22 protein-coding genes and 1 CRISPR repeat array are annotated in these 24,679 nt (G+C 47.9%); of the genes, 8 read left to right on the top strand and 14 right to left on the bottom strand.

Going from position 1 to position 24,679, the window contains the following annotated elements; genetic code table 11:
- Window positions 1–235: 235 nt before the first annotated feature.
- Entirely contained in the window at window positions 236–1,102 is an 867-nt protein-coding gene (locus MON37_RS04290) for a phosphoribosylaminoimidazolesuccinocarboxamide synthase (protein WP_039404662.1), read from the bottom strand.
- 167 nt (window positions 1,103–1,269) lie between these two features.
- Window positions 1,270–2,706, bottom strand: a complete 1,437-nt coding sequence (locus MON37_RS04285) for a calcium-binding protein (RefSeq protein WP_242883773.1) — start codon at window positions 2,704–2,706, stop codon at window positions 1,270–1,272.
- Between the two features lie 507 nt (window positions 2,707–3,213).
- On the opposite strand from MON37_RS04285, the gene rfbD reads away from it, so the two are divergent.
- Window positions 3,214–4,077 carry a dTDP-4-dehydrorhamnose reductase gene (gene rfbD / locus MON37_RS04280; RefSeq protein WP_039404659.1) on the top strand — a complete coding sequence of 288 codons (864 nt, stop codon included), beginning with the start codon at window positions 3,214–3,216 and terminating at the stop codon, window positions 4,075–4,077.
- Window positions 4,078–4,620: 543 nt separating this feature from the next.
- Here the strand turns inward: rfbD and MON37_RS04275 are convergent.
- The 11 genes from MON37_RS04275 to MON37_RS04225 form a co-directional block, all read right to left on the bottom strand.
- Window positions 4,621–4,869, bottom strand: coding sequence for a glutaredoxin family protein (locus tag MON37_RS04275; RefSeq protein ID WP_082013570.1), 249 nt, complete (start codon window positions 4,867–4,869; stop codon window positions 4,621–4,623).
- A 163-nt stretch (window positions 4,870–5,032) separates the two neighbouring features.
- Window positions 5,033–5,233, bottom strand: coding sequence for a (2Fe-2S)-binding protein (locus MON37_RS04270; protein WP_016686532.1), 201 nt, complete (start codon window positions 5,231–5,233; stop codon window positions 5,033–5,035).
- Window positions 5,234–5,445: 212 nt separating this feature from the next.
- A protein-coding gene (locus tag MON37_RS04265; protein ID WP_234403659.1) for an IS5 family transposase occupies window positions 5,446–6,238 on the bottom strand; the annotation gives its coding sequence in 2 pieces (ribosomal slippage) (window positions 5,446–5,973 and window positions 5,975–6,238; 792 coding nt in all).
- Window positions 6,239–6,303: 65 nt separating this feature from the next.
- A CRISPR array of direct repeats spans window positions 6,304–7,797; the repeat unit is 32 nt; unit sequence GTTTCAACACACAGCCGCCCGAAGGCGGCTGG.
- Between the two features lie 189 nt (window positions 7,798–7,986).
- Window positions 7,987–8,280, bottom strand: a complete 294-nt coding sequence (cas2, locus tag MON37_RS04260) for a CRISPR-associated endonuclease Cas2 (protein WP_003685729.1) — start codon at window positions 8,278–8,280, stop codon at window positions 7,987–7,989.
- A gap of 74 nt (window positions 8,281–8,354) precedes the next feature.
- Window positions 8,355–9,368 carry a type I-C CRISPR-associated endonuclease Cas1c gene (gene cas1c / locus MON37_RS04255; RefSeq protein ID WP_039405433.1) on the bottom strand — a complete coding sequence of 338 codons (1,014 nt, stop codon included), beginning with the start codon at window positions 9,366–9,368 and terminating at the stop codon, window positions 8,355–8,357.
- Between the two features lie 33 nt (window positions 9,369–9,401).
- Window positions 9,402–10,850, bottom strand: a complete 1,449-nt coding sequence (locus MON37_RS04250) for a hypothetical protein (RefSeq protein WP_039405435.1) — start codon at window positions 10,848–10,850, stop codon at window positions 9,402–9,404.
- Between the two features lie 67 nt (window positions 10,851–10,917).
- Complete coding sequence (gene cas4, locus MON37_RS04245; protein ID WP_039405438.1) at window positions 10,918–11,568, bottom strand: CRISPR-associated protein Cas4; 651 nt, start codon at window positions 11,566–11,568, stop codon at window positions 10,918–10,920.
- Between the two features lie 2 nt (window positions 11,569–11,570).
- On the bottom strand, window positions 11,571–12,422 hold the full coding sequence (gene cas7c / locus MON37_RS04240) for a type I-C CRISPR-associated protein Cas7/Csd2 (RefSeq protein WP_039405441.1): 852 nt from the start codon (window positions 12,420–12,422) through the stop codon (window positions 11,571–11,573).
- Window positions 12,419–14,182 carry a type I-C CRISPR-associated protein Cas8c/Csd1 gene (gene cas8c, locus MON37_RS04235; RefSeq protein WP_039405443.1) on the bottom strand — a complete coding sequence of 588 codons (1,764 nt, stop codon included), beginning with the start codon at window positions 14,180–14,182 and terminating at the stop codon, window positions 12,419–12,421. The genes cas7c and cas8c overlap by 4 nt, the downstream gene beginning before the upstream one ends.
- Window positions 14,179–14,823, bottom strand: a complete 645-nt coding sequence (cas5c, locus tag MON37_RS04230; RefSeq protein ID WP_039405445.1) for a type I-C CRISPR-associated protein Cas5c — start codon at window positions 14,821–14,823, stop codon at window positions 14,179–14,181. The genes cas8c and cas5c overlap by 4 nt, the downstream gene beginning before the upstream one ends.
- Window positions 14,824–15,055: 232 nt before the next feature.
- Window positions 15,056–17,560 (bottom strand): CRISPR-associated helicase/endonuclease Cas3, encoded by a 2,505-nt coding sequence (locus tag MON37_RS04225; RefSeq protein WP_039405448.1) that lies wholly within the window; start codon window positions 17,558–17,560, stop codon window positions 15,056–15,058.
- A gap of 431 nt (window positions 17,561–17,991) precedes the next feature.
- Between MON37_RS04225 and MON37_RS04220 the strand changes: the two genes are divergently transcribed.
- The 4 genes from MON37_RS04220 to MON37_RS04205 all read left to right on the top strand — a co-directional run bounded on the left by MON37_RS04220 (window position 17,992) and on the right by MON37_RS04205 (window position 21,200).
- Window positions 17,992–18,201 (top strand): heavy-metal-associated domain-containing protein, encoded by a 210-nt coding sequence (locus MON37_RS04220; protein ID WP_019271082.1) that lies wholly within the window; start codon window positions 17,992–17,994, stop codon window positions 18,199–18,201.
- A gap of 76 nt (window positions 18,202–18,277) precedes the next feature.
- Window positions 18,278–19,807 (top strand): ABC transporter permease/substrate-binding protein, encoded by a 1,530-nt coding sequence (locus MON37_RS04215; protein WP_039405456.1) that lies wholly within the window; start codon window positions 18,278–18,280, stop codon window positions 19,805–19,807.
- Window positions 19,808–19,935: 128 nt separating this feature from the next.
- Window positions 19,936–20,184 carry a CsbD family protein gene (locus MON37_RS04210; RefSeq protein WP_003763541.1) on the top strand — a complete coding sequence of 83 codons (249 nt, stop codon included), beginning with the start codon at window positions 19,936–19,938 and terminating at the stop codon, window positions 20,182–20,184.
- A 233-nt stretch (window positions 20,185–20,417) separates the two neighbouring features.
- Window positions 20,418–21,200, top strand: a complete 783-nt coding sequence (locus MON37_RS04205) for a class I SAM-dependent methyltransferase (protein ID WP_242883772.1) — start codon at window positions 20,418–20,420, stop codon at window positions 21,198–21,200.
- A 63-nt stretch (window positions 21,201–21,263) separates the two neighbouring features.
- On the opposite strand, the gene MON37_RS04200 is transcribed toward MON37_RS04205, so the two are convergent.
- Complete coding sequence (locus tag MON37_RS04200; protein ID WP_242883637.1) at window positions 21,264–22,271, bottom strand: IS5 family transposase; 1,008 nt, start codon at window positions 22,269–22,271, stop codon at window positions 21,264–21,266.
- Window positions 22,272–22,461: 190 nt separating this feature from the next.
- On the opposite strand from MON37_RS04200, the gene MON37_RS04195 reads away from it, so the two are divergent.
- From MON37_RS04195 to MON37_RS04185, 3 genes are all read left to right on the top strand, one after another.
- Complete coding sequence (locus MON37_RS04195) at window positions 22,462–22,860, top strand: hypothetical protein (RefSeq protein ID WP_040668368.1); 399 nt, start codon at window positions 22,462–22,464, stop codon at window positions 22,858–22,860.
- Between the two features lie 337 nt (window positions 22,861–23,197).
- Window positions 23,198–24,139 (top strand): dicarboxylate transporter/tellurite-resistance protein TehA, encoded by a 942-nt coding sequence (tehA, locus tag MON37_RS04190; protein ID WP_039405246.1) that lies wholly within the window; start codon window positions 23,198–23,200, stop codon window positions 24,137–24,139.
- A 79-nt stretch (window positions 24,140–24,218) separates the two neighbouring features.
- Window positions 24,219–24,665 (top strand): hypothetical protein, encoded by a 447-nt coding sequence (locus MON37_RS04185; protein WP_039405248.1) that lies wholly within the window; start codon window positions 24,219–24,221, stop codon window positions 24,663–24,665.
- Window positions 24,666–24,679 lie beyond the last annotated feature (14 nt).

Raw genomic sequence — 24,679 nt, 5'->3', positions numbered from 1 at the left:
CGTTCCTTTCAGAATGCCGCACGCTAAAACACTAATAATGCACACTAAAAGTGAGAATGTGCATAGTTAGGGTTTCAGGTGTGCGGCGGTTGGTAAAAACTATATTTTTCAGACGACCTCAAACGGTCAATCCAAACGCGCATTATAATAGCAAATGTAAGTAAATCCAAGCATTCATGACAGCAAAAGGTCGTCTGAAACGCGCTTCCGTGTTTCAGACGACCTTTTATCAAATTTATGATTCTTTGGTTAAAAGATTTAATGCTTCCCGATATTTATCAACTGTTTTCTGAATAACATCACTAGGGACGTCCGGTGCCGGAGCTTTTTTGTTCCAACCGCTTTGCTCCAGCCAATCTCGAACAAATTGTTTGTCAAAAGATGGCGGATTGGTGCCGACTTGATATTGATCCGCCGGCCAAAAGCGGCTGGAATCGGGCGTCAGTACTTCATCCATCAGGGTTAACGTACCGTTTTCATCCAGCCCGAATTCGAATTTGGTATCGCATATGATGATACCGCGTGATTTTGCATATTCTGCAGCTTCCGTATAAAGCTGAATGGCTTTAGCGCGCACTTCAGCCGCCAACTCTTTACCGATAATGCGTTCGCATTCTTCAAAACTGATGTTTTCATCATGATCACCGACGGCAGCCTTGGTGGACGGGGTAAAAATCACTTCCGGAAGCTGCTGCGCTTCTTTCATCCCTTCGGGAAGTTTGATGCCGCAGACAGAACCGTTTTTTTGGTAATCTTTCCACCCGCTGCCCGCCAAATAACCGCGCACAATCGCCTCTACTTTGACAGGAGTCAGTTTTTTGGCGACAACCGCGCGTTTCTCGATGGCTTTGGCTTCATGTTCAGGCAACACGTCATAAACCGTATCGCCGGTAAAATGATTGGGCATGATATGCGCCAGTTTTTGAAACCAGAAATTGGAAATCTGCGTCAGAATTTCTCCTTTACCCGGAATCGGATTGTCTAAAATCACATCAAATGCAGACAATCGGTCGGATGCGACCATCAACATGCGCTTGCTGTCGATTTCGTATAAATCTCGCACTTTTCCGGAGTAAATCTTTTTCAAGCTGATTTCGGACATTTCAGGTTTCTCCCTTCGCTGACTCGGTTTAAACAGGATTCCGTTATTTTATCCGAATTTGGATTTTTGGGTCAGATTGTTTACAAAATAGGTCGTCTGAAAACGTTTTGCACGGATGCAGACGCTTTCAGACGACCTTATCAATCCTAAGTATTGCTAATCAGAGATTAGATGCTAGGCACTTGGGTTTGTTGTTGGATGCTGTTTACAGCTGACAGAGAGTAGTAATCGCCATGACCGGTTACTTCGTAAGTACTGCCATCGGCAAACTTGAAGTTTTCGATCTTATGGTTGTTACCGGAGAACCAGTCGTCAATGGTAACAGTGTCACCGCCGCCGACAGATACGGTCAGGCTGTTGCCTGTTTTGCTCAACAACACGTCGGAAGCAGAAATACCTTTGCCGAATTGCAGGGTATCGTTACCGCTTTCGTCTTGGATGGTGTCACGACCGTAACCTTTATCAAAGAAGTAGGTATCGTCGCCGGTACCGCCGATCAGGACATCGTTGCCGATACCGCCGTCGAGGTAATCGTTACCGTCTTTACCAACCAGGCAGTCATCGCCTGCCAAGCCGTACAGGTGGTTGTTGCCGGAGTTGCCGTTGATGTCGTTGTTCAGAGCGTTACCGGTACCGTTGAGGTTGCCGGAACCTTGCAAGAACAGGTGTTCAACGTTGTCGGTCAGGGTGTAGTCGATTACTGTACGGACAGTATCAATACCGCCGTTTAAATTACCATATTCGATAACTTCGTCGCCTTTGTGATCAACAAAGTAAACGTCATTACCATCACCACCGCGCATGATGTCAGCGTCGGCACCACCGTTCAAGTAGTCGTTACCGTCACCGCCTTGCAGGTAGTCTTTACCGCCTTGACCGTACAGAGAGTCGCCGTTGTTACCGCCTTGCAAAGTGTCGTTGCCGTCACCGCCGTAAATCACGTCGGCACCGTCGCCGCCATAAATCACGTCTTCACCACTAGTACCGTAAATGGTATCTTTCTTATCAGTACCTACGGTATTGGTCAGGCCATTTTTATCTTTGGTCGAACCATCAACATGGATAATGTTGCCCGGATTTTTGTCGTCATGTCCGTAGGTATTTTGTTGGTTTTGATCATCAACACAATCTTTGCAGTCTTTATCGTTGGGTTTAGGCTGCGGTTTGGGCTGCGGTTGAGGTTTAGGCTGCGGCTGCGGCTGCGGTTGAGGTTTAGGCTGCGGCTGAGGTTGTGGCTGCGGCTTAGGTTGGGGTTGTGGGTGTGGTTGAGGCTGTGGTTTTGGTTCAACCGGTGGGCAGTAAGGATCAACATGCTTTGGAGGAACCGGTTTTGGAGCCGGTTTAGGGTAATAAGGTTTACCCGGATTGCAGTTGAAATCAATAATAATGCATTTGTACACGGGTTTCGGCGGAGGGCAGTAGGCGCCATGACCGAATTTGCCGTGAGGCATTTTGAAGCCGTGTGAAGAACCGTAGTTATGGAAACCGCCTTTGTAACCGAAACCGCCATGGCTAGGAGGGCAGTAAGGATTGTAGGGTTTAGCCGGAGGGCAGTATGAGTTGAAGTGGGCTTTAGAAGAATAGCCGCCATAATGATAAGTCATGATAAATCACTCCCAGAATATATGTAATTAAGAAGCATAGGCCTTTTGTCAAAATGCAAACTGATCAAACTGCCTACACTGTTATTCTAGTGATATTTCATGATTAACTGTTTTTCAATTCGCTAACGGTTGAAATTTCAGACGAATGGAAACATTTTTTAAAGCAATCAAATTTAAATTGACACTTTATTCTAATGATAATTCCTTTTTAAAAAACAAGATATTGATTATTTTGTCGAAATAATATTATTTATTTCAACGTACTATTTATTGTTTTTTTCCACAACAGAGATTCCTTTTTTCCCCTTCAAACAAAATTTTTCATCATTCGTCTTATCTTACCACCAAATATTAGCGAGACATTACAACGATCGTTCCTTACCCCGTTCAAATTTTCCGATAAACATAAGTTTAAAACGGTGAGGGCGTAAAATGCTGTTAAGAGCTGATGTTTGCTCTATAATGATGTCCATCTTGCCGAAACAATATTCATTAAGGAGATATACCATGAGGACTCTGCTGACAGGCTCTAAAGGACAACTCGCACACTGCTTCCGAGACCGACTTCCTGATAATTGGGAGCTGATTGCTACTGACTCCTCTTCCTTGGATATTACAGATGCTGATGCTGTACGCAATATGGTTCAAAGCTTTCAACCCGATGCAATTGTCAATGCCGCTGCCTATACCGCTGTCGATCGCGCAGAAACAAACGTTCCTGCAGCATTTGCCGTTAACGCCGCAGCCGTTCACAACCTTGCCGATGCGGCACGTTCTGTTCATGCCCGATTTATCCATGTATCGACCGATTACGTTTTCGACGGGACAAGCAAAACGCCCTATCGTGAACATGACTACACCAATCCGCAAAGCGTATATGGCCGCACTAAAGCCACCGGCGAACTACTCGCGCTTGCCGCTAATCCGGAAAGCACAATTATCCGTACCTCTTGGCTATTTAGCGAATACGGCAATAATTTTGTTAAAACCATGCTGCGCTTGGCAAAAGAACGAGACAGCCTTTCCGTTGTCAACGATCAAATCGGATGCCCGACCTATGCGGGGGATTTGGCGCAAGCCATCATTACCCTTTTGCAACACCCATCGCCTTCTAGAGGGATCTACCACTTCGGCGGCAACAAATCTGTTACTTGGTATGAATTCAGTCAAACTATCTTTCAAACAGCACTAAAACATGACAATAATTTCAAAATGCCGCAATTAACACCCATCACCACTGATCAATATCCTCTTCCTGCACCACGTCCCGAGTACAGTATTATGGATTGTCGAAAAATCGAAAACGATTACGGCATCAAACCCTCTGACTGGCAAAAAGCTTTAAACGACATCATCGGTAAATTGGACTAATCTTTACTGAAAAGCCCCTGTTATCAGGGGCTTTTTTATATAAACGTCAAGCCTTACGAAACAGGCATTTAACTTTACACAATTCATCTTTTAGTTTAAATAAAAAACAGCTATCATTATAATCTAACATCTCACAATATATTGAATAAGCGATAAAAGCCCAATAAACAATCAACGACAGGATTATTAAACGGTAAATTTATGATTTTATTCATCTTTCGTTTCGGGATAATCCTTTAAATCACAGAAAGGAAAAATAATGCCACATCGCAGACGACTGGCTATTTACCAAGCCGCAAAACGCGCCTCCTTCACCAGAAAACCGGTTGCTCCGACTACACCCGTAGCCGGTTAAACCAAACAGAGGGGATGATGCTTACCCCTCATGATATTTCAAAGGTTGTCTGAAATAAAAATCAGGCAGCCTTTTATTCATATAGCGGTAGCGTAAGAACAAAATCCTGAAATTCTTTGAAAATTTTTCAGACGAGCTGTTTTCAATTTATCGAAACCAACTTATCAAAACAGAAATACTTTCAGCCGTTATACCCCATCACATTTTGTTTCCAAAAAGGTTTTCAATTTTTCCCCATCCAAAAACCAATGGCAAATTTCTGTTTCGCCATCAAGCAAAACAGGGATAAGTTCATTATATTTTTCCTCCAAGACAGGATCTTCATCAACATCAAGAATTTCCAGCTCAAAGCCAAATCTTTCTTGATATGGTTTAAGCTGTTCGCGCATTTTGTGGCAGAGGCTGCAATATTCGCGAAACATCAACGTCAGTTTCATAATAGACTCTTTACTGTAAACGGAAATCGAGATTGTAAGGTATAGCCGATTAACTTCAAAACGGCAGTTCGGCATATACTGTTTTATTTTAGAGTAGATGCAAAAGGTCGTCTGAAACCAAAGATTTTGGTTTCAGACGACCTTGTTTGAATTCTAGATGAAATTAAGACTGAACATTAATACCAGCGGTAATGGTAGTTTGGGCATTGTTGATATTCAGAAACGAAGCAGCCAATTCGCTGCAACACCCACAGCAAGTAGCTACTCCTAATTGAGCCTGCAAATCGCTCATCGTACTTGCGCCGGCGGCGATGGTTTCTTTGATTTCGTGGTCGGTAATGGCGTTGCAGATGCAGACAAACATAATGTGCTCCGTGTTTTCTTTCGCTTAGTATTGATAGTGTGTTTTATTCTTAAACATGAATATAAATAAAAACTGTTTGCATTGCAAGGTTTACCTCTTGGTTTATCTTGGTAATTTTCTATTGAAATATATATTTCGATTGATATTTTATAAATTAACTCATTTTGAATGTTTAATGCCATATCAACAAAAAAGGTCGTCTGAGAGCGTGTTCATAGTCTTCGTAGCAGGACTCCCAAGAAAGCCAAAGCTACCATTTGCAGACTGGTACTCAACTTACGCTCGCAGTTTTTCCAAAGCCGCCTGTTCTTTTCCAACCAGGAAAAGCTGCGCTCTACTACCCATCGCTTCGGCAATACTGCAAAACGGTGCAATTCGTTTCGTTTGGCAATCTCTACCTCCGCACCAATCAACTCCTGTACCGACGAAGCAAATGCCTTACCCGTGTAACCACCGTCAGCAAGGATTTTTTGTATCGCACCAAGATTATCCCGCCCACGTTCCAATGCCACCAGGCAGCCTTTTCTATCCGTAACATCCGCCGTCGTTACCGCAAGGGCATGCGGCAAACCTTGCGTGTCAACCGCTATATGTCGCTTGATACCGCTAACCTTCTTGCCCGCATCGTAGCCTTTTTCCATGGCGGTATCCGTGTTCTTCACACTCTGCGCATCAATAATCAGGAAAGTAGTTGCTTCATGGCGCCCCTGCTTGCGGTGCTCCGCAACTACCTGATTTTTTTAATGCTTCCTCAAGGATGCTGATGCCACTCTCGCGTGGTTCGGTCCATCTCTGGAAGTAGGAATGCACGGTGCGCCATTTGGGGAAGTCGCCCGGCAAAGCGCGCCAGGAGCAGCCAGTGCGTTGCAGGTAGAGAATGGCACAAAAGACATCGTACAAGTCCACCTGGCGTGGCGCTGTGCGTTTACGGGCACTTTCCAGCAGGGGAAGGAGAGGCGCAAATTGCTCGCGACTGATATCGCTTGGGTAGGTTTTTCTGTTCATGCCGATAGTTTACAGCAGAGGCTGAGACAATGAACACGTTCTTAGACCCTTACGAGAGCGTTCGCGTTTCAACACACAGCCGCCCGAAGGCGGCTGGATACGTCAAAATCTTTACACACAAATACACACTGGTTTCAACACACAGCCGCCCGAAGGCGGCTGGCTACTACGCCCAAGAGGACGCGGCGCAGAAATGGGTTTCAACACACAGCCGCCCGAAGGCGGCTGGGCAGTTATTGCTATACACAGCCGTCCGCACCATCGTTTCAACACACAGCCGCCCGAAGGCGGCTGGGAACACTTCTAACGCCTCGTGCAATCTGATTGATGTTTCAACACACAGCCGCCCGAAGGCGGCTGGCAGGGATTTTAAAAAGGGCAAAACATCGGAAAAAGTTTCAACACACAGCCGCCCGAAGGCGGCTGGGCCTGTCGCTTTGGTTAAGGTCGTCTGAACCACCTGTTTCAACACACAGCCGCCCGAAGGCGGCTGGCATGGAATACCCGAACTTGTAATTCCTACTGAAAGTTTCAACACACAGCCGCCCGAAGGCGGCTGGAAAAAATATTGGGCTGCGATTTTTACCATGTTCTTGTTTCAACACACAGCCGCCCGAAGGCGGCTGGGATGGACTTGGTTTTTTAGGACTCGAATTCATTAGTTTCAACACACAGCCGCCCGAAGGCGGCTGGTAGTCAGCAACGGCTACACCGATCTGAATACGCAAGTGTTTCAACACACAGCCGCCCGAAGGCGGCTGGGCCGTATATCAACACGGGTATTTACAATTAGGTGTTTCAACACACAGCCGCCCGAAGGCGGCTGGCTTCTGCTGTTTCGGTCTTTTTGGCTTTATAAGGATTGTTTCAACACACAGCCGCCCGAAGGCGGCTGGTTGAATAAAGCCGTTATGTTCGCCATCCGCGAAGTTTCAACACACAGCCGCCCGAAGGCGGCTGGTGCAGCAAAAGTTATTCGCCAAATTGAGGATAATGTTTCAACACACAGCCGCCCGAAGGCGGCTGGAGCTTTTTTGATTGCGGCGTCTTTCAGACGACCTGTTTCAACACACAGCCGCCCGAAGGCGGCTGGGCGGTTTTCGACCGCACCAACACCCTGAACGTGGTTTCAACACACAGCCGCCCGAAGGCGGCTGGATTGCTTTGACAAAACCGCCCTTTCGGGAGGTGCATGTTTCAACACACAGCCGCCCGAAGGCGGCTGGAGGCTGAACTCAGACCAGCCCCGTACAAAAGGCTGTTTCAACACACAGCCGCCCGAAGGCGGCTGGTTGATTTACTTGTTTAAGGGTTAGATATGAAAATGTTTCAACACACAGCCGCCCGAAGGCGGCTGGATTGAACAAGATGCCCGCGATTTGGGTATTACGAAAGTTTCAACACACAGCCGCCCGAAGGCGGCTGGGGCATCTTGAACTACGTCGCCGATAACTATTTCAGTTTCAACACACAGCCGCCCGAAGGCGGCTGGCAACGACAAAACCGCACAAAAACCCATCAAAAACGGTTTCAACACACAGCCGCCCGAAGGCGGCTGGAGCCTCTCTCAAAAGCCTTGCTCCATCAGGTTTCGCAGCCCCGATTTCGCTAGGCTCCCAAGAAAAGCGCGAACGCAAGTATAACACAGCCTTTTCCGTTACACCCGCATTCGCAATATCCTGATTGTTAAAGAACAATTCCAGTTCGCCAACCCTGCCGCATTTTCATGAGAACCGCAGGTTCGCGATTCACACAATCAACGTATCCTTAAACACATCCACCGCCGGTTTCGCGCCGTGGTGTTCCACTTTGCGCCGCCATTTGCTGCCTAAATGGTAAAAGCGCAGGCTGTCGGTTTCGGGGTTGTAGGTTTTCAAAAGTTTGTCTTTTAAAACAACCCACTGGTCTGGCGCGATGTCGCATTCGAACACCGAATATTGCACGCGCACGCCGTAGTCCAGACACAATTTCGCCACGCGCCGCAGCCTTGCCTGCCCTTCGGCATCTTCCAGCGAAATATCGTAAGTAATCAGCATCAGCATTTTGTATTCCCATGTGCAGGCTGCTTCAGAGGTCGTCTGAAAATGTCCAGCCCGTTTTCAGACGACCTGCAAACCTATCTCATCAAAAACGGCGGATATTCCACCAAATCCCCGCGCAAGTGCCGCGCCAACAGCATCGCCTGAATATACGGCAGCAGCCCGATTTCCACTTCCTCGCCTAAAAATGGATGCACAATTTTCTCCTGCTTTTTCGCCTGCAAGGCTTGAAACAAGAGCTTACGCGCCTCGGCTTTCAGGTTTACCGCACCGCTTGCCTCGGTAACAAAATCCTGCGGTTTGATTTGCCCGCGGTTAATCAGCGACAACACCAACCTGTCCGCCCACCACGCACGGAATTCTTCCAAAATATCCTGCGCCAAACTGTCGCGCCCCGGCCGGTCGGCGTGCAGAAAACCCACCTGCGGGTCCAGCCCCACGCCTTGCAGCGCGCCGCTGATGTCCTTACCCAGAATGCTGTACACAAACGACAAGAGCGCGTTCACCCCGTCTCTGGGCGGACGGCGGTTACGCCCGTCAAAAGAAAAGCCGCTTTTTTCGCTCAAAAGCAGCCCGAACACGCCGAAATAACGCGCCGCTGCGTCGCCCTCAATGCCGCGCACCATGTCCAGCTCCGCCGCGCCCTTCAACTGCCGCAGCGAAATGTTCAAAGCATCGACCGCACTTTGAATCGCCTCATTCTCGCCGTAATTGCGAATCTGCCGCTGAAGCACCCGCTTACTCGCCTGAATCTTCGCCGCAATGATATTGCGCGCAATCGGCACGGGATTTTGCTCCGACACCCGATACTGCGCCCGACGCAAGAGCACATTACCGCTCTGCCGCCCCTGAAGCCGCCCCAAGAAACGTCCGTTTTCGGTAAAAAACGTCAAATTCACATTATTTTCACCGCAAAATCCCAGCAAAAACGGCGACACCAGCACATTGCCAAAACAGAAAATATGCCCGATGGAATGCACCGGCAACTGCGCCACCTTTTTACGCTCCTGCTCCACCACCAACGTCTCCCGCTCCTTATGCAGATAGCTGCCTTGGGTGGTGATATAGAGCGTGTTTTGCAGTTTGCGCATGGGAAAAACTCCTTGGGGTTTGTCCGTACTTTATTAGGATTTGGAAGAAGAACCTTTTATTTTATCCACAATAGAATCTATAAAGTTCTTATCTTTTAAAACTTCTGAAATAGGACTATCACTTTGATGTTTTTTATCTAATGTTTCTGCTGGATTTAAGGAAATAGCCTTAATCATACCTTCCATTAGCACAGGCAATAACTCTTCTTGTTCTTTTTTAGATAGTTTCTCAATTTGCTGTTTATAGCTATCATATGACTTAGCTAAAACCTCTTTATGCACATACTCTTGTGACAATCTTTCTGCCTCACTTCGTCTTCTTGATATGAATATTACTAGCCATAATGCCGGAATTATAAACGGCATTTTCACGGCAAAATTTCCTAATAGTACAAGAAGACTAATCCAAATTCCTTTATCTAAAGGAATATCTCTTACTAACATTACATCTTTTATACACAAAACAGTAATAAACAAAACGAACAATGAGAAATAGAATGCCCACCCATACCATCCTGCATTTTTACTAAATTTATTTCTCATTTCACTATACGCACTAGATAACCCAGCAGAAGTTGCGCCCGGAAGTAAATTTTCTATTTGTTTATTAAGCTCATTATATCTCTCTTCTTGTTTCTGTTTGAACTCATCTAAATCACTTCTTCTTTGGTCAATTTCTTGCTTTAAACCACCTGCTTTCTTTCCATTCCCATCATCTTTGCCAAAAATTTTATCGTAAAAATTCGATAGCCCTTGCAAAGTAGTTGAACTATCCTCTTTCAATTCATTAATTTCTTTATTTTTATCAGAAATATTTGAATAGAACTCATCAATTTTTTGTTTTAATCCATCTTCTTCATAAATTGAATTATGAAGCTCATCTATCTCAGATAATTTTGACTCTGAATCACTCAATAATTTTTCAACATTATCTTTTATACCATCCTTAGAAAATATTGAATCCCTATATTCTTCTATTTCAGTTCTAACTCTCTGAAACTCATCTAACTCATTCTCTAATTCAGATTTAATTTTAATTGCATTTTCTTGAGTTAGTTTTATTTCTGAAAATCCATTTTCCACATGTTCATTTATAGTTTTTGAATATTCATTCAAACCTACTCTCAGCCCTTTAATCGCTTTTCCTTTATGTAGAACAAAAGGGAATACTATTTGCAACAAATTATCTAAATTATTTTCTATATTTTGAACATATGAGTTTGAATAATTTTGGCTGTAATTTAGATTATTTTTTAGTTCATTTAAATAGGCTTTAACATTACTTAACAAACTCGTAGGCAAATAATCTGCATCAATACAAAACATTGCTTCTGACAAAAAAGCAGTTATTTTTTTTAGATAAGCAAAATTTTCTATATATGATTCAGATACAAGTGTTTCATTAATTCCATTAACAACGTTCTGAACCTCATTCCATAACGGTATAATTTCATTATTAAATTTATCTATTTTAATAGACATATGTTCCTCATTTTCTAAAACTCAAATAATATGTAATCTCGTCATTAGACTAATAAAAGTAAAAGATTCACTCCCCAAACAACCCCTCCACATACCCCACACTCCTATCCCGTTTCCCAAACAACTCCGGCTGACAAATTTCCAGCAACGAGCAGGCTTTGCAGCGTTTGCCGTAGTCGGGCGGCGGCGTTTGGCCGCTGTTTAGGAGTTCGCGCACAGCGGCGATGGTGGCGAGTGTTTGGGCGCGCAGGTCGTCTGAAAACACGACGGGGACGCGATGGCGGGTTTGCATATACCACAGCGCGCCCTCGAAGATGGTTTGCCCCGTCATTTCTTCCAAGCACAAGCCTTGGGCGCAAAGCTGAATTTCGTCCATCGGGTCGGGTTTGGGCTTGCCTCGCTTATATTCCACAGGTTTCAGACGACCTGTTTTCGTTTCCATTTCTACCAAATCCAACACGCCGCTGATGCCCAGTTTCTCCGCCGACACATGCACCGTCCGCTCAAAGCGCACGCCCTTGCGCGTTTCCGGCTCGCCCGAATCCACTCGCTCATGCAGCACCTTGCCCTGCGCGGTCAAATAGTTCTCCGCCCACGCCTGCTCGTTGTGAATCAACGCACATTGGCGCGGGCAGAAGGCATAGTGTTGCAAGGCAGAAAGAGGAATCAGGCGCGTGTCCTGAATTCCCCTTGGGTTTTCGACTGAAAGTTTGGTCATTTTCAGCCTAATTTACGCAGCAGCTTGGTTTCGCCAAGATTTTGATCGTCCACGCTGACAAGGTAGTCGTCAAAATTCCTTACCACTTCCACTCCGCCCTTTTTGACTACCTGAATGCGTTTGAACAGGCTATCAGCAGGTGCGTCGCCCAAGCTGCCGCTGTGCTCAAACACATAAAGCCCGCGTGCATTCATTTGTCCGCGTGCGGCGGAATGGTCGTGGTCGAACATATTGACAAGTGCCTGCCAAAGCAGCTCTAAATCGTTTTCGGAAAAGCCTGTTTGTTTGGCAAAATGGGCAGAAATGAAGCCGTGGCAGCGGTATAAGCCGTAGGGGACAGTGAATTTGCGACCCATAGTGCGGTTGTCGCCGGTTTCGCTGGCATCTTTTTCGTTGGTAACCGCCATGCGGGTAATGCTGTGTTCTAGGGTCATGATAGGGTCTATGGAACGAGAGAAGGTCAGCTGCACGGGACCGCGCACTTGTCCTGCATTTTTGCCGGTGGTCATCACTGCGCCGAATGTGCGGATGTCGTAATAACGACTGCACATGTATTGGCGGGCGGCTTCGGTTTTCTCGCCTTTTTCTTTGCCTTTTACGTTTTCTTGCTCGTGGGCTTCGTCAATTAAGTTGTTCAAAATGCCTTTTTCGCGGATAAAGATGTCGTGATGTTCGCCATTTTGGGTCATTTGGATAAAGTTGCGGACTTTGCGTTTCAGGCAAACATCGGTTACCAAGCCTTCGCCGGTTTGTGGGTCGATACGCGGCAGGTTGCCTGCGTCGGGGTCGCCGTTAGGATTACCGTCTTGCACATCAAATAAAAAGACAAAGTCGTAGCGTTTTTCAATAGTCATAGCGTTTGCTCCTGTTTAATTGTTTCAGTTGAGTTGGATTGGAAAAAATCTTGTTTTTGGTGGTAATAACCGATCCCAAATAAAACTTGATGGTTAATATCCAAATGATTGGGGAAATTATCTATTTTTCCGATAATTTCTTGAAAAAGTTTTTCTAAAAAAATTCGTTTTCCCCTGTATTTTTCCGTATTCAGTTTACTCAGGTGATGTTTAGACAAACGAATCAAAGTACCGAATACGGCAATCGGCGTGCTACTTGCCGAACCGAAATAGCGGTCGGCAATAGTGGCATTTAAGCCGGGATTGGCTTCATCCTGTGTTTTTTCCAGCACGGCAAACAGCCGCCCTAGCACGTAGCCGATGTCTTGGCGATTTCTATCTAAGCTCATAGTTAGCTCCTTCATGTTTTTCAGACGACCCGCGCGGATTGCGCGATTGATATAGGCTTTAAGCAGACTTGCCCTGCCATAGGTAATTTTCTGTTCCGCCTTGTTGCGCCGCAAAGCAGCCTGCAACAGGCTGACGGGTAAAACTCGGTTGTTAAGTGCGGCATCGGTTACTTGGGCGATTAGATCAGACGGCAGGTTTTCCATTTTGCCGTCCAACACCAAATTTCCCAGCAGGCGCGGCAGCGGCATATATTCAGGATACGGCGAGTTTTCGCCGCGCACCATCTGCAAATCGTCATACCACGCCGCAATACCTTCTGATAAGGTGGCAACGGTGGTTTCATGCCAAAAGCGGACGACAATGCGCGCGGAATTAGGCGATAAGCCTAAAAGGTAGAATTTTTCTTTGCCGTCAGGTTTTTGGTATTGGCCGTTGTACAGGCTTTTATAAAGGGTTTTAACGGCATCGATATGCTCATCGGGATTGTCTTTGCCGCCGCCGCTAATCAGCGAAGCAAGACTCTCTTCCAACGGAGTCGGTTTCGCGCTCCAACATACAGCCGTTACATCGCCGATACGAAAGTGGTTTTTACCGGCAAGCAGAGTGTTCAAGGCGGTGGTATATTCGAACATGGCTTGCTCGCCCACGGGAAAGATAAAGCCCTGCTCTTTGCCGTATGATTCAAAAGCCGACAGATTTACCGATGTAAACGGGGCGGGCTTGGCGTTCACGCCTTTCACGGCGTTATGCAACCGCGCAATCGGCGCAGGCTTGCCCGTTACCAGGCAAATGCCTTTTGGGACGTTATCGGACTGCGCCTGATTGGCTTGACTCACATATGCCCGAACCGCCTTTGACTGGCAAACCAAATCTACCGCTTCATCCACTAGGCGGAAGCTGAGATTACAGCCTTTGACTTTGGCACATTCCACCCAATTTGGAGCCTGCATGGCTTTGCTTTTTTCTGCCGCAGAAGCCAAAAAGGCGGCAACGGCGGCAACACCTGCATCATCGGGCAGCGCCTGTTTCAATTCGTTTACTTTGGAGGTAAAGCTGGCATGCTGTCTATCCGCCTGCTCCTGCCCTTTTTCTCCGGCATAGGCAAGCACATAACCGTAGTGATCCCACAAAATGTTGCTTACTTCGTAGGATTTTGAACCGCTCCTGCCTAAACCTTTCGGCACCAAAAAAGTGCGGCCAACTTTCTTCTTACCTTTCAGCTCACGGGTATCTTCCAGCTGAATAAAATTACCCTGTTTGTCTATAACAATAATGAACGGGATTTCTTTGTTTTCAAACCCTTCCGGGGCAACACCACCATCGCTTTCGGCTTTGCGTTGGTAGTATTGGGTGAGTGCGTGCAGAATCATCGTTTCACCTCCTCGCTATTAGCTGGGGGCACGGTAATTACGCCATTTATCGCTTTGCATTGGTAAAACATGGGTTCGGCGTTATTGGAATCGCGCGGGTCGGATTTGCTGAAATCCATGTCGTACAGCATAAAGCCGAAATCTTGGGTGATGTCTTCGCGCGGCAAACCGTCTTCAACCTTTTCAAGCAGCCTGAAATGGCAGGGAAACTCTCGGCAACCCAAATAAGGCTGATGAAAATACTGCCCTTTTTTTGCGCGCCGTTTGAACATTTCGGCAAATTTGACGTAGTTGTCGCCCTCGCCTGCTTCACTTGTCATGTCAAAATCGGCGTGGATGCGATAGGCAACGTCTTTCAGCAGCATGGATGCGCGCTGCTGGCGGTTGTCTTCAATATAGAGCGAGCCGCTGCGTTCACTCATTTTGATTCCCACTTCGTTACGGCGGATATTCGTCCACTGAATCGGTTTGAGAATCTCGAGCTTCTGTATCTGCCATCGAATGGCGGGTTTCCACAAGATTGCCATTAGGATATTTCGTGCTGCTGATGGTGTAATTACGGGATAACTAACCCGTTCCACCTTGAGCTCAGGCCTGGTAAAGCACGCCAGCTCACCGCTAATTTCTAAAATGAAACTCATATCGACTCCTCATTAATAATTCTATAAAGCCATATTAGTATTACCATGCTACTCATGTCAAGTGTGATTCGCTTATTTTTTCAATAAACTGTAAAATATGCCTACGCTAAACCTCTTTCCATACAATTGATTAAATGGATTATTAGCGGTCAGTCGCTTTTGGGCGGCTGTGTGTTGAAACTATAATGCCATGTTAAAAATGGCAAAATGCCCCTAGAAATAGGGGCATTTTTCATAAAACCGAATTTTCAGGCAGCCAAGCCATATCATCAAAATTCGCGCCAAGCACGGCTTTGTAATAGCCCTTATCTAACACCAGCAACCCCGCTCTGGAAAAAACGGCATGTTCAGGCAACTTTTTCAGTTCGTGTTCATACACGGTAATCGTGTAGCGTTGTAATTTGCGGTAAACCCATTTGTGTTTGAGTGGATCGTTTTCTAAAAATTTGAACCAACTTTCAAACGGCTCAGGCAGCGGCGGGCAGTCAGTTTGCCCAAAGGAATTGTCGGCTGGCTGAGGAAAGTGTTGTTTGTCTAAAACATCCTGCCATTCTGAAACTTCCACGCCGTCCAAATGTCGTCTGAAAAAATCGTCCAACTCGTTTGCTTTGATAATTTGCGGAATGCCGCCTTCTTCCCAATGAGCCAATGGGATAAACGGCACAACGAGTGTCACGCCTTGGTTATCAATCAGGCGGAAACGTTCGGCAGCGGTGCAGAATTTAATTGCCAGCGGATTTTCATTTGATGATTCTGCCGTTAAAAGTCTTGTAATGTCGTGTTTGTCCACATCGCCTTTGCCGTTAAACCGGCGAAAATATGCGGCAAATGCCGACGGGGAAAGTGGGTCGTTAAGCAGCCCTGCTTTCAGCATCTCTTCGGTAATGTCCTGCCCCTGTTTCAGGCTGCCGCTGGGCGCGCCTTCTTCGGCACGGAACACGACCACTTCGCCCAACTGTGGCAGTTTGCCTTCGCGGTTGCACCGCCCCGCCGCTTGGGCAATGCTGTCCAGCCCTGCCATCGCCCGATACACGCAAGGGAAATCCAAATCTACGCCGGCTTCAATCAACTGCGTGCTGACCAGCCACAAGGGCTTGTGCAGGCTGCCTGCGCGATACAGTGCCAAATATCGGCGAACCAACGCAATCACTTCGCTACGGTGTGTGGCGCACATATTGGCGGACAAATGCAGTTTGATGCCGTCAGAAGGCAGGGCAGCAAAGAGTTTTTGGGCGTGCTTTCGCGTATTGACTACTGCCAAAACGCACGGACGGACAGCAATTTCATCGGCAATTTCCTGCCAGCTTTGTGTTTCGTCGTTTGGCGGCGGCATTTTGATGCGGACGCGGCGCAGTTTTTCCGATAAGGCAATTTTATCCGCCACAATCTCGCGCACGTCCGGTAGGCCTTCCAAAATAGTGCGCCCGAATGCGTCGATATTTTTGCCAAGTTCGGGCTGAGTCGCCGTGCACAACACAAAGGTAACGCCGTAATCGTGCGCCAGCACCCGCATCATGTCGGTAATCGGCTTTTGGAAATCGCGCGGAAGCTGCTGGGCCTCATCCAAAATCACCACGCTATCGGCAATATTGTGAATCTTGCGGCAGCGGCTGGTTTTCGCCGCAAACAGGCTTTCAAACAGTTGCACGTTGGTGGTAACAATCAGCGGCGCGTCCCAATTTTCCGTGGCAAGGCGGGTTTTCGCAGTTTCCTTGTCTTCTTTCACTTCCAAATTGCTGTGGTGTTCCAATACCACGTCATCGCCCAATGCTTTGCGGAAAACATCGGCGTTCTGCTCGATAATACTGGTGAAAGGAATAGCATAGATAATACGTTTTTTGCCGAATTTCAGCGCGTGCTTCAAAGCGAACCCCAAGCTCGCCAAAGTTTTACCGCCACCGGTCGGCACGGTTAAAGAAAACAAAGTGCGGTCGGTTTCTGCGGCAGAAAAAGATTGCTGCAAAATGGCATGGCGTTCTTGGTTTAAGAATGAATCTTTATCTGATTTCTCATGAAGTTGCGCCATATATTGCTCATATCGTCGGTGCAACTCATCCAAACTGGGAAATTTTGGCCGCAATCCGGCAGCCTGCGCAGTATCCGCATCGGCATAGCCGTTCATAAAGGCTTCGGTATCCAAAAAATCGGCATCCACCAAACAGGAAAAGAGAAAACGCAGCCAAATATGCAATTCTTCCAGCTTTGCTCCTTCTTTCCAAAATGCAAAAAAATCCCGCTTCAGATCATCATCTGATAACCGGAAAAAATCTTCGGACAAACTGCTTTCCACCAAACCCGACAAAGATGCCACCAACTCGTCATCCGCCTGTTGCAGACGGTTTTTCAGACTGCCTTTGTCATACCAATCTGCCAGCCCAGCATGATGCCCGGCAATCAGATACGCCAGCAAATGCCCAAAAAACGGATTAAGGTGCTCTACTGCATATTTGGCACCGGCAGTGGAATGCGGAATTTTGCGCAACTTGGTAGATTCGACATCTTCCAAATGGGCATTTTCTTTTTCAAAGCCGGATGCATTACGGATATATTTCTGAAAAGCTTCCTGAAATTTCCCCAAATCGTGCAAAAGCCCCGCATATTCGGCAAACAACTCTCCATAACGCCCTGCAAAACGCTTGGCGAGTTGGGCGACTTTTTGTAGATGTTTTTGCAGGGGATGGGAATGCCAATTTTTTGATGAGTCCTGGCGAGCGTGGGCTATATAGTCGAAATTCACATCGATTCTCCAAATTTAAAACGCGCAAAATTTAACGAACAAGCCATATAAATGGCTTGAAGTGTTGAAAAATCGAAAATCTGTGGAATGAGGTCGTCTGAATGACGGATAAAGGAGATAGTTAGGAACTTATGATGTTATTATTTTATTTGTTATAATTACCCGAACATAATACAGCATTTGTAATAAATAACAATATCAATTTGACTCTTTGTGAGCAATGGGACAAATCAAAGGTAGCGTGATGATTCAAATGATGCAGATAAACGATGGCAGGTTTTCAGACGACCTGCTTGACTTTTCCCCTACATTTGGGGTTATAGTTGATTGAATTTGAACTATGGTACGCTTCTCTGCCTTGTCCTGATTTTTGTTAATCCATCACATTTTATTCGCTTTTAGGCTCAATTCGTTTACAGAAAGGAAATCCTATGGAAACCCTTACCCTCAATATCGGCGGCATGACTTGCGGAGGCTGCGTGAAAAGCGTTACCCGTATTTTGGAAAACACGGAAGGCGTTGCCAAAGCCGAAGTCAGTTTGGAAAACAAAAATGCGGTCATTGAATTCGACCCTGCGAAAACCAATCCTGCCGCATTGATTGAGGCGGTGGAAGATGGGGGCTTTGACGCTGTCTTATAATCCTCCGAGGTCGTCTGAAAATGTTTCAGACGACCTTTTGCTGTAGTGAAGTTCTTTTTTGTTTGATTTGCACCTTATGCCCGATTTCCTTCCCGTCCCACCTGCCGAACTGTGGCAGGCGACGCTTGAACACCTCCGCCTCTCCCTGATTGCCCTGCTTTACGCCGTCGCGCTTGCTGTACCGCTGGCCGTGTGGCTGGCGGACAAACGGCGTTGGGCGGAAGGTGTTTTGCAAGTGACCAATATCCTGCAAACCATTCCGTCCCTCGCGCTGCTCGGTTTGCTGATTCCCTTTGTCGGCATCGGTTCGCCGCCGGTTTTGATTGCGCTGACGCTCTACGCCCTATTGCCGATTTTTCAGAACACCTATCTTGGTTTGAGCCAAATCGATCCCGCCATCAAAGAAGCGCACACCGCGTTCGGCTTGTCCCGATGGCAGGCGTTGTGGCGTATTGAATTGCCGATGGCGTTGCCCGCCATGATTTCCGGCATCCGCACCGCGTCCGTATTGATTATCGGCACGGCAACACTCGCCGCGCTCATCGGCGCGGGCGGCTTGGGCAACCTGATTTTGCTCGGCATCGACCGTAATAATATGGCGATGACGTTTACCGGCGCGTTGCTGTCCGCCCTGCTCGCCGTATTGGTCAGCGGCGGCATCGGCATACTGCAGAAGTCCAAGCGCAAAATGCCGATTACCGCCGCCCTGCTTGCCATCCTTATCGCCATCGGTTTGGCACCGATTTTTCAAACGAACCCATCCGCACAAAAAATCACCATCGCAGGCAAACTCGGCAGCGAACCCGACATCCTCATCAATATGTACAAACAGTTGATTGAAGAAAATAATCCGCGCGCGCAAGTGATGCTTAAACCCAATTTCGGCAAAACCTCATTCCTGTTCAACGCCTTAAACAGCGGCGAAATCGACATCTACCCCGAATTTACCGGCACCGTCCTTGAAAGTCTGGTCAAAGTCCCCGCCGAACAGCAAAACCGCCGCCTTTCTCCCGAACAGACCTACCAAACCGCCAAAGATCTGCTTGCCCGACAACACCGGCTGACTTTTCTGCCGCCGATGGCATACCAAAACACCTACGCCCTCGCCGTCAGTCAAGACTACGCCGCCGCGCACAACCTGCACAAAATATCCGACCTCAAGCGCGTGCAAAACCAAATCCGCGTCGGTTTTACCCTCGAATTTACCGACCGCGCCGACGGCTACAAAGGTCTGCGACAACACGGCATACAGTTTAACCACCTCTCGACGCTCGAACCCGCCCTGCGCTACACCGCCCTCCTAAACGGCAAAATCGACCTCGTCGAAGCCTATTCCACCGACAGCGACCTCAAACAATACCGCCTCGCCGTCCTTTCAGACGACATCGCCCTTTTCCCCTCCTACCAAGGCGCGCCGCTGATGAAAACTGAGTTTGCCGAACAGCATCCCGACGTCGTGAACACATTAAACAAACTGGCAGGCAAAATCAGCGAAGCCGAAATGACTGAAATGAACTACCGCGTGAAAGTGGGCGGAGAAAAACCGGCGGACGTAGCGCGGGATTATTTACAGAAAAACGGTTTGATAAACGATAAGGGCAAATGATTCAGGTCGTCTGAAAAACGGTTTTCATTTTGTTGAAACAGATTTTCAGACGACCCCTCAAGTTGCAATAAGCCGTTGATTAGACTATAGTGGATCCTCGATCAATATAAACATCAAGGAAATGAATCATGAGCGGCAAATTAGACCAAATCAGCGGTAATGTAAAAGAAAAAGCCGGAGAACTGTTAAACGACTCCAAACTCCAAGCAGAAGGTGTAATCCAACAAGGCATCGGCAAAGTCAAAGAAGTTGCCGCCGACATTGAGGAAAAAGCAAGCGACGTATTGAAAAAAGGCAAAGAAGAAGCAGGACATCTGGTTGACGAGGCAAAAGAAAAAGCCGAAAACCTGATTGACGACATCAAAAGCAAGTTCTAATCCCCTCTTGTCTTAAACTATGTCAAAAGGCCGTTTGAAACACGATTTCAGACGGCCTTTATTTCAATCAACATAGCAACGGCGCAGCCACCCTAAAATCGCCTGTTCCCCATCCCATCAAACTTTCAGACGACCCCGCCGAATAAATCGGACAGATGAATCCAATGTTTTAACGGCCTTGTCGAATCCCGACTCGAGATACGCATCGCTCAACCCTCAACAGGAGAAGCACCATGCCTTCCGCCAAACTCATCCAAAAACTCAAACCCGCCCTGCAAAACCCGCTTCCGCCCGAACAAGACGGCATCTTGTTGTTCCTCGATTCCGACAACGTAACAGGCGACAACGCCAAATACATGAAAATGTACAACCGCCTCGCCCGTTGGTACGATTTCGGCGAACGCTGGATAGCCCGCCTCAAATACGGCAACAGCATCAACGAAATGCGGCGCAGCCTGATGAACGAACCGGAATGGCGGCAGGATTGCACCGCGCTCTACGTCTCCATCGGCACAGGCGTCGATTTGAACCACCTGCCCGCCAGCATCGACCCCGCCAAGCTGGATTTGACCGGTGCCGACCTGTCGCTCGGCATGTTGGCACGCTGCCGCAACGTATGGCGGAAAAAAGCGACGGGCTTGGACTTGGTACACTGCAACGCCGAAGACTTACCTTTTGCCGACAATATGTTCGATGTCGTATTCCATGTGGGCGGCATTAATTTTTTCAGCGACAAACAAAAAGCCATCAACGAAATGCTGCGCTTCGCCAAGCCCTGTACCAAAATCATGATCGCAGACGAAACCACTGACTTCATCCAACAACAATACAAAAAAAGCCTATTCACGCGGAACTACTTCCAAGACACCGATTTCGACCTGACACAAATCGAAAACTGCATCCCCGAAACCGTACAGGAAGAGACCTTTGCAAAATTCCTTTTCCCCCGACAACCGAAACCCCAAACACAGGTTTTCGGCTGTTTTCGGCTGTTTCCGCCCCCAATCACTCCTTAATTCTACCCAAATACCCCCTTAATCCTCCCCGGATACCCGATAATCAGGCATCCGGGCCGCCTTTTAGGCTGCAACAGGCACACTTAGCCTGTTGGCCGCTTTCAACAGGTTCAAACACATCGCCTTCAGATGGCTTTGCGCACTCACTTTGAGCAGACCAAAATAGGCTGCCCGGGCGTAGCGGAATTTACGGTGCAGCGTACCGAAGCTTTGTTCGACCACATAACGGGTCTTCGACAAATATCGGTTGCGTTTGGTTTGCGCTTCCGTCAGCGGACGGTTGCGGCAGGCTTTGCGCATAATGCCGTCTAACAACTGATGCTCTTTCAGATGTTGCCGGTTTTCCTTGCTGTCGTAGCCTTTGTCGGCATAGACGGTCGTACCTTCGGCAATGCCTTCCAACAAAGGGGACAGATGGTTGCACTCATGGGTATTGGCAGGAGTGATGTGCAGTTTCTCGATATAGCCTTCCTCATCGGTACGGGTATGTTGTTTGTAACCGAGTTTGTAGAGGCCGTTTTTCTTTGTCCAACGGGCATCTTTGTCCTTACTCGGTGTGGTTTGGCCGCTGACTTGTCCTTCCTCGTCGACTTCTATGGCCTGACGCTGTTTGCTGCCGGCGGTCTGAATAATGGTGGCGTCAATGACGGCGGCGGATGCTTTCTCTACTTTTAGGTTTTTTTCGGTCAGTTGGCGGTTAATCAGTTCCAGCAATTCGGACAGGGTGTCGTCTTGCGCCAGCCAGTTGCGGTAGCGGCATAAGGTGCTGTAATCGGGGATGCTCAGTTCGTCAAAACGGCAAAATAGGTTGAAATCGATGCGGGTGATGAGACTGTGTTCGAGTTCGGGATCGGAGAGGCTGTGCCATTGTCCGAGCAGGACGGCTTTGAACATGGACAACAGTGGATAGGCGGGACGGCCGCGGTGGTCTCGAAGGTAACGGGCTCTTTGACGATTCAGGTATTGTTCGATCGGTTGCCAATCAATCACCTGATCCAACTTCAATAATGGGAAGCGGTCGATGTGTTTGGCGATCATGGCTTGTGCGGTTTGCCGGAAGAAGGTGCTCATGGGAAATCCCCTAAATGTCTTGATGGGAATTTAGGGGATTTTGGGGAATTTTGCAAAGGTCTCAGGAAAAGAAAACGCGGCTGCTGTGGAGCAACCGCTTTTACTGCATTACCTTCCGCAAACCTGTTTGAAAAACGCCATAAACGCAATCGAGAAGAAATATGCCAAACCATCAAAATCGGAGCATAACATGAACATTCCCTTTGCGGCCGCCGCCCTGCTGTTGGCCGTGGCATTTTTTGCCCATCTTTTTGTCGGCACCCGCGAAACCTTAAGCCTGAAACCCGATGCAGAAAACAGCACGCAACAGGGTACGCGCAACTGGATGCAGGCTGTGTGCGTCTTCCAGTTGGTCAGTGTAGATTTGCTGTTGCTGGCCGCCACAGCCTGCCTGCTTGCGTTCACACGGATTTTCGACGGTATGGAAGCCGCCGCTGCCCGTTTTGTTGCTGTTTATCTGGGCCTGTGGTGCACCGTGTGGCTGATACAGCTTAAAATGGCCGGTGCGCGCGGCAAAAATTATTTCCTACTCGGCCAGTGGATATTGTTTTTATTGTGCGCCCTGCTGATGCTGTGGGGCGCGTACTAAAAAACCGCGCCGCCGCCCAGGCAGGGCGGATAGTACGGAACCGATTCACTTGGTGCTTCAGCACCTTAGAGAATCGTTCTCTTTGAGCTAAGGCGAGGCAACGCCGTACTGCTTTAAAGTCAATCCACTATACTTTTTCAGACGACCTCGGAATCTGACAAGGTCGTCTGAAAACCGAATTTATAAACTCAAATATCAGCATATCCATACCCAAAACGGCTCATGCTAAAACCCAATGTCTCAGGCAAATTTAACGTCTTTATCGGGTCTCGACCCAAGCTGCGCTTACCGATTTGAATCGGCTATACTACCGCCTTTCCTTAACACACACATTGTCATGAGTACCAAAAAATTTCCCGTCCCACTAAGCTATTTCAGTATGCCGTTGGGACTTTTCGCGCTCGGTTTGTCTTGGCGTTACGGCGCGCATATCGGGCTTTTGCCAAATTGGGTTGCGGAAACGCTGTTAGCCGCTGCCTTTGTGCTTTGGCTGCTGCTGGTCATTGCCTACATCATCAAAATCCGTTTTTTCCGCCCCGAATTTTTGCAGGATTTGCAGGATTTGGTGCAATGCTGTTTCATCAGCGCGATTCCGATTACCACGATGCTGGCAGGTTTGGCAGCCTTACCCTATCAAACGCTACCGGCAAAAGGGTTGATTTTGCTGGGAACGGCGGGGCAGTTGGCATTTGCCATGTACCGCGCAGGCGGCTTGTGGCGCGGCGTCCATACCCTTGATGCCACCACGCCGATTGTTTACCTGCCCACCGTTGCCACCAATTTTGTCAGCGCGACCGCAATGGCGGTATTGGGTTGGTCGGATTACGCCTGGCTGTTTTTGGGCGCGGGTTTGTTTTCATGGCTTAGCTTGGAAGCCGCCATATTGAGCCGTTTGCGCACCGGCACACCCGTCAACGCCCCTGTGCGCGGTATTGTCGGCATTCAGCTTGCGCCCGCTTTTGTCGGCTGCGGCGCCTATTTCGCCGTATCGGGCGGGAACATCGACACCTTCGCGCTGCTTTTAATCGGCTACGGCTGCCTGCAATTCCTGTTGCTGCTGCGCCTTCTGCCTTGGATGCTGGAAAAAGGATTCAGCCCCAGCTTTTGGGGTTTCTCGTTCGGTTTGGCGGCAATGACAGGCTGCGGCTTCCATTTGATTGCCGAAGAGCGTTTACTGTTTTTAGGCTATTTCCTCGCCACCGCAGGCTCCGGCTTGGTGATGCTGCTGTTGCTGGCGACTTTGAATTTAGCGAGACAGGGACGGTTGTTGGTGAAATGAAAAATCGTGCGGCTTAAAGGCGTGATAAAACGAACATGGTCTTAGGTCGTCTGAAAACTACATTTGGACATTCAAACCGATGAAGATAAACCCTGAAAACGGCAGCATTACCCTGCCGGACGGCAACATGATTAGCGCACGCACCACGCTTGATGACTGGATTGCATCCTTCCCAAAATCCAGCCCGAATCATCTGCAAGCGGGAATAACATTTTTCAGTTTGTCATTTACCAAACAGTCTGAACAATACACCCTTACCGCTCGGTTCGAGCAGCAGCGGCTGGAGCGCTTATCCATATTCTTCTGCCCGATAGGCGAGGACAACAGCTGGGCAGCATGGTCGGAGGAGCGCGAATTACAACGCAGAAAACAGTTTGATCGATGGCTGAATAAACAACTGGGCGATGCCCCTTGTTCCATTAAAGCATCGTTATCCGGCAAATGCCGTCAATTTGCCTGGGGCAATGCGGGCGCGTATTACCACAATAAAGACGGCAGTACGATGATCGTCATCAGTTATCGCTGAACGCCTCACAAAGG

The sequence above is a fragment of the Morococcus cerebrosus genome (genome assembly GCF_022749515.1).
Classification (GTDB): domain Bacteria; phylum Pseudomonadota; class Gammaproteobacteria; order Burkholderiales; family Neisseriaceae; genus Neisseria; species Neisseria cerebrosa.
Note: the sequence above shows the minus strand (reverse complement) of the source record. Positions and strands in the feature narration are given on the sequence as shown.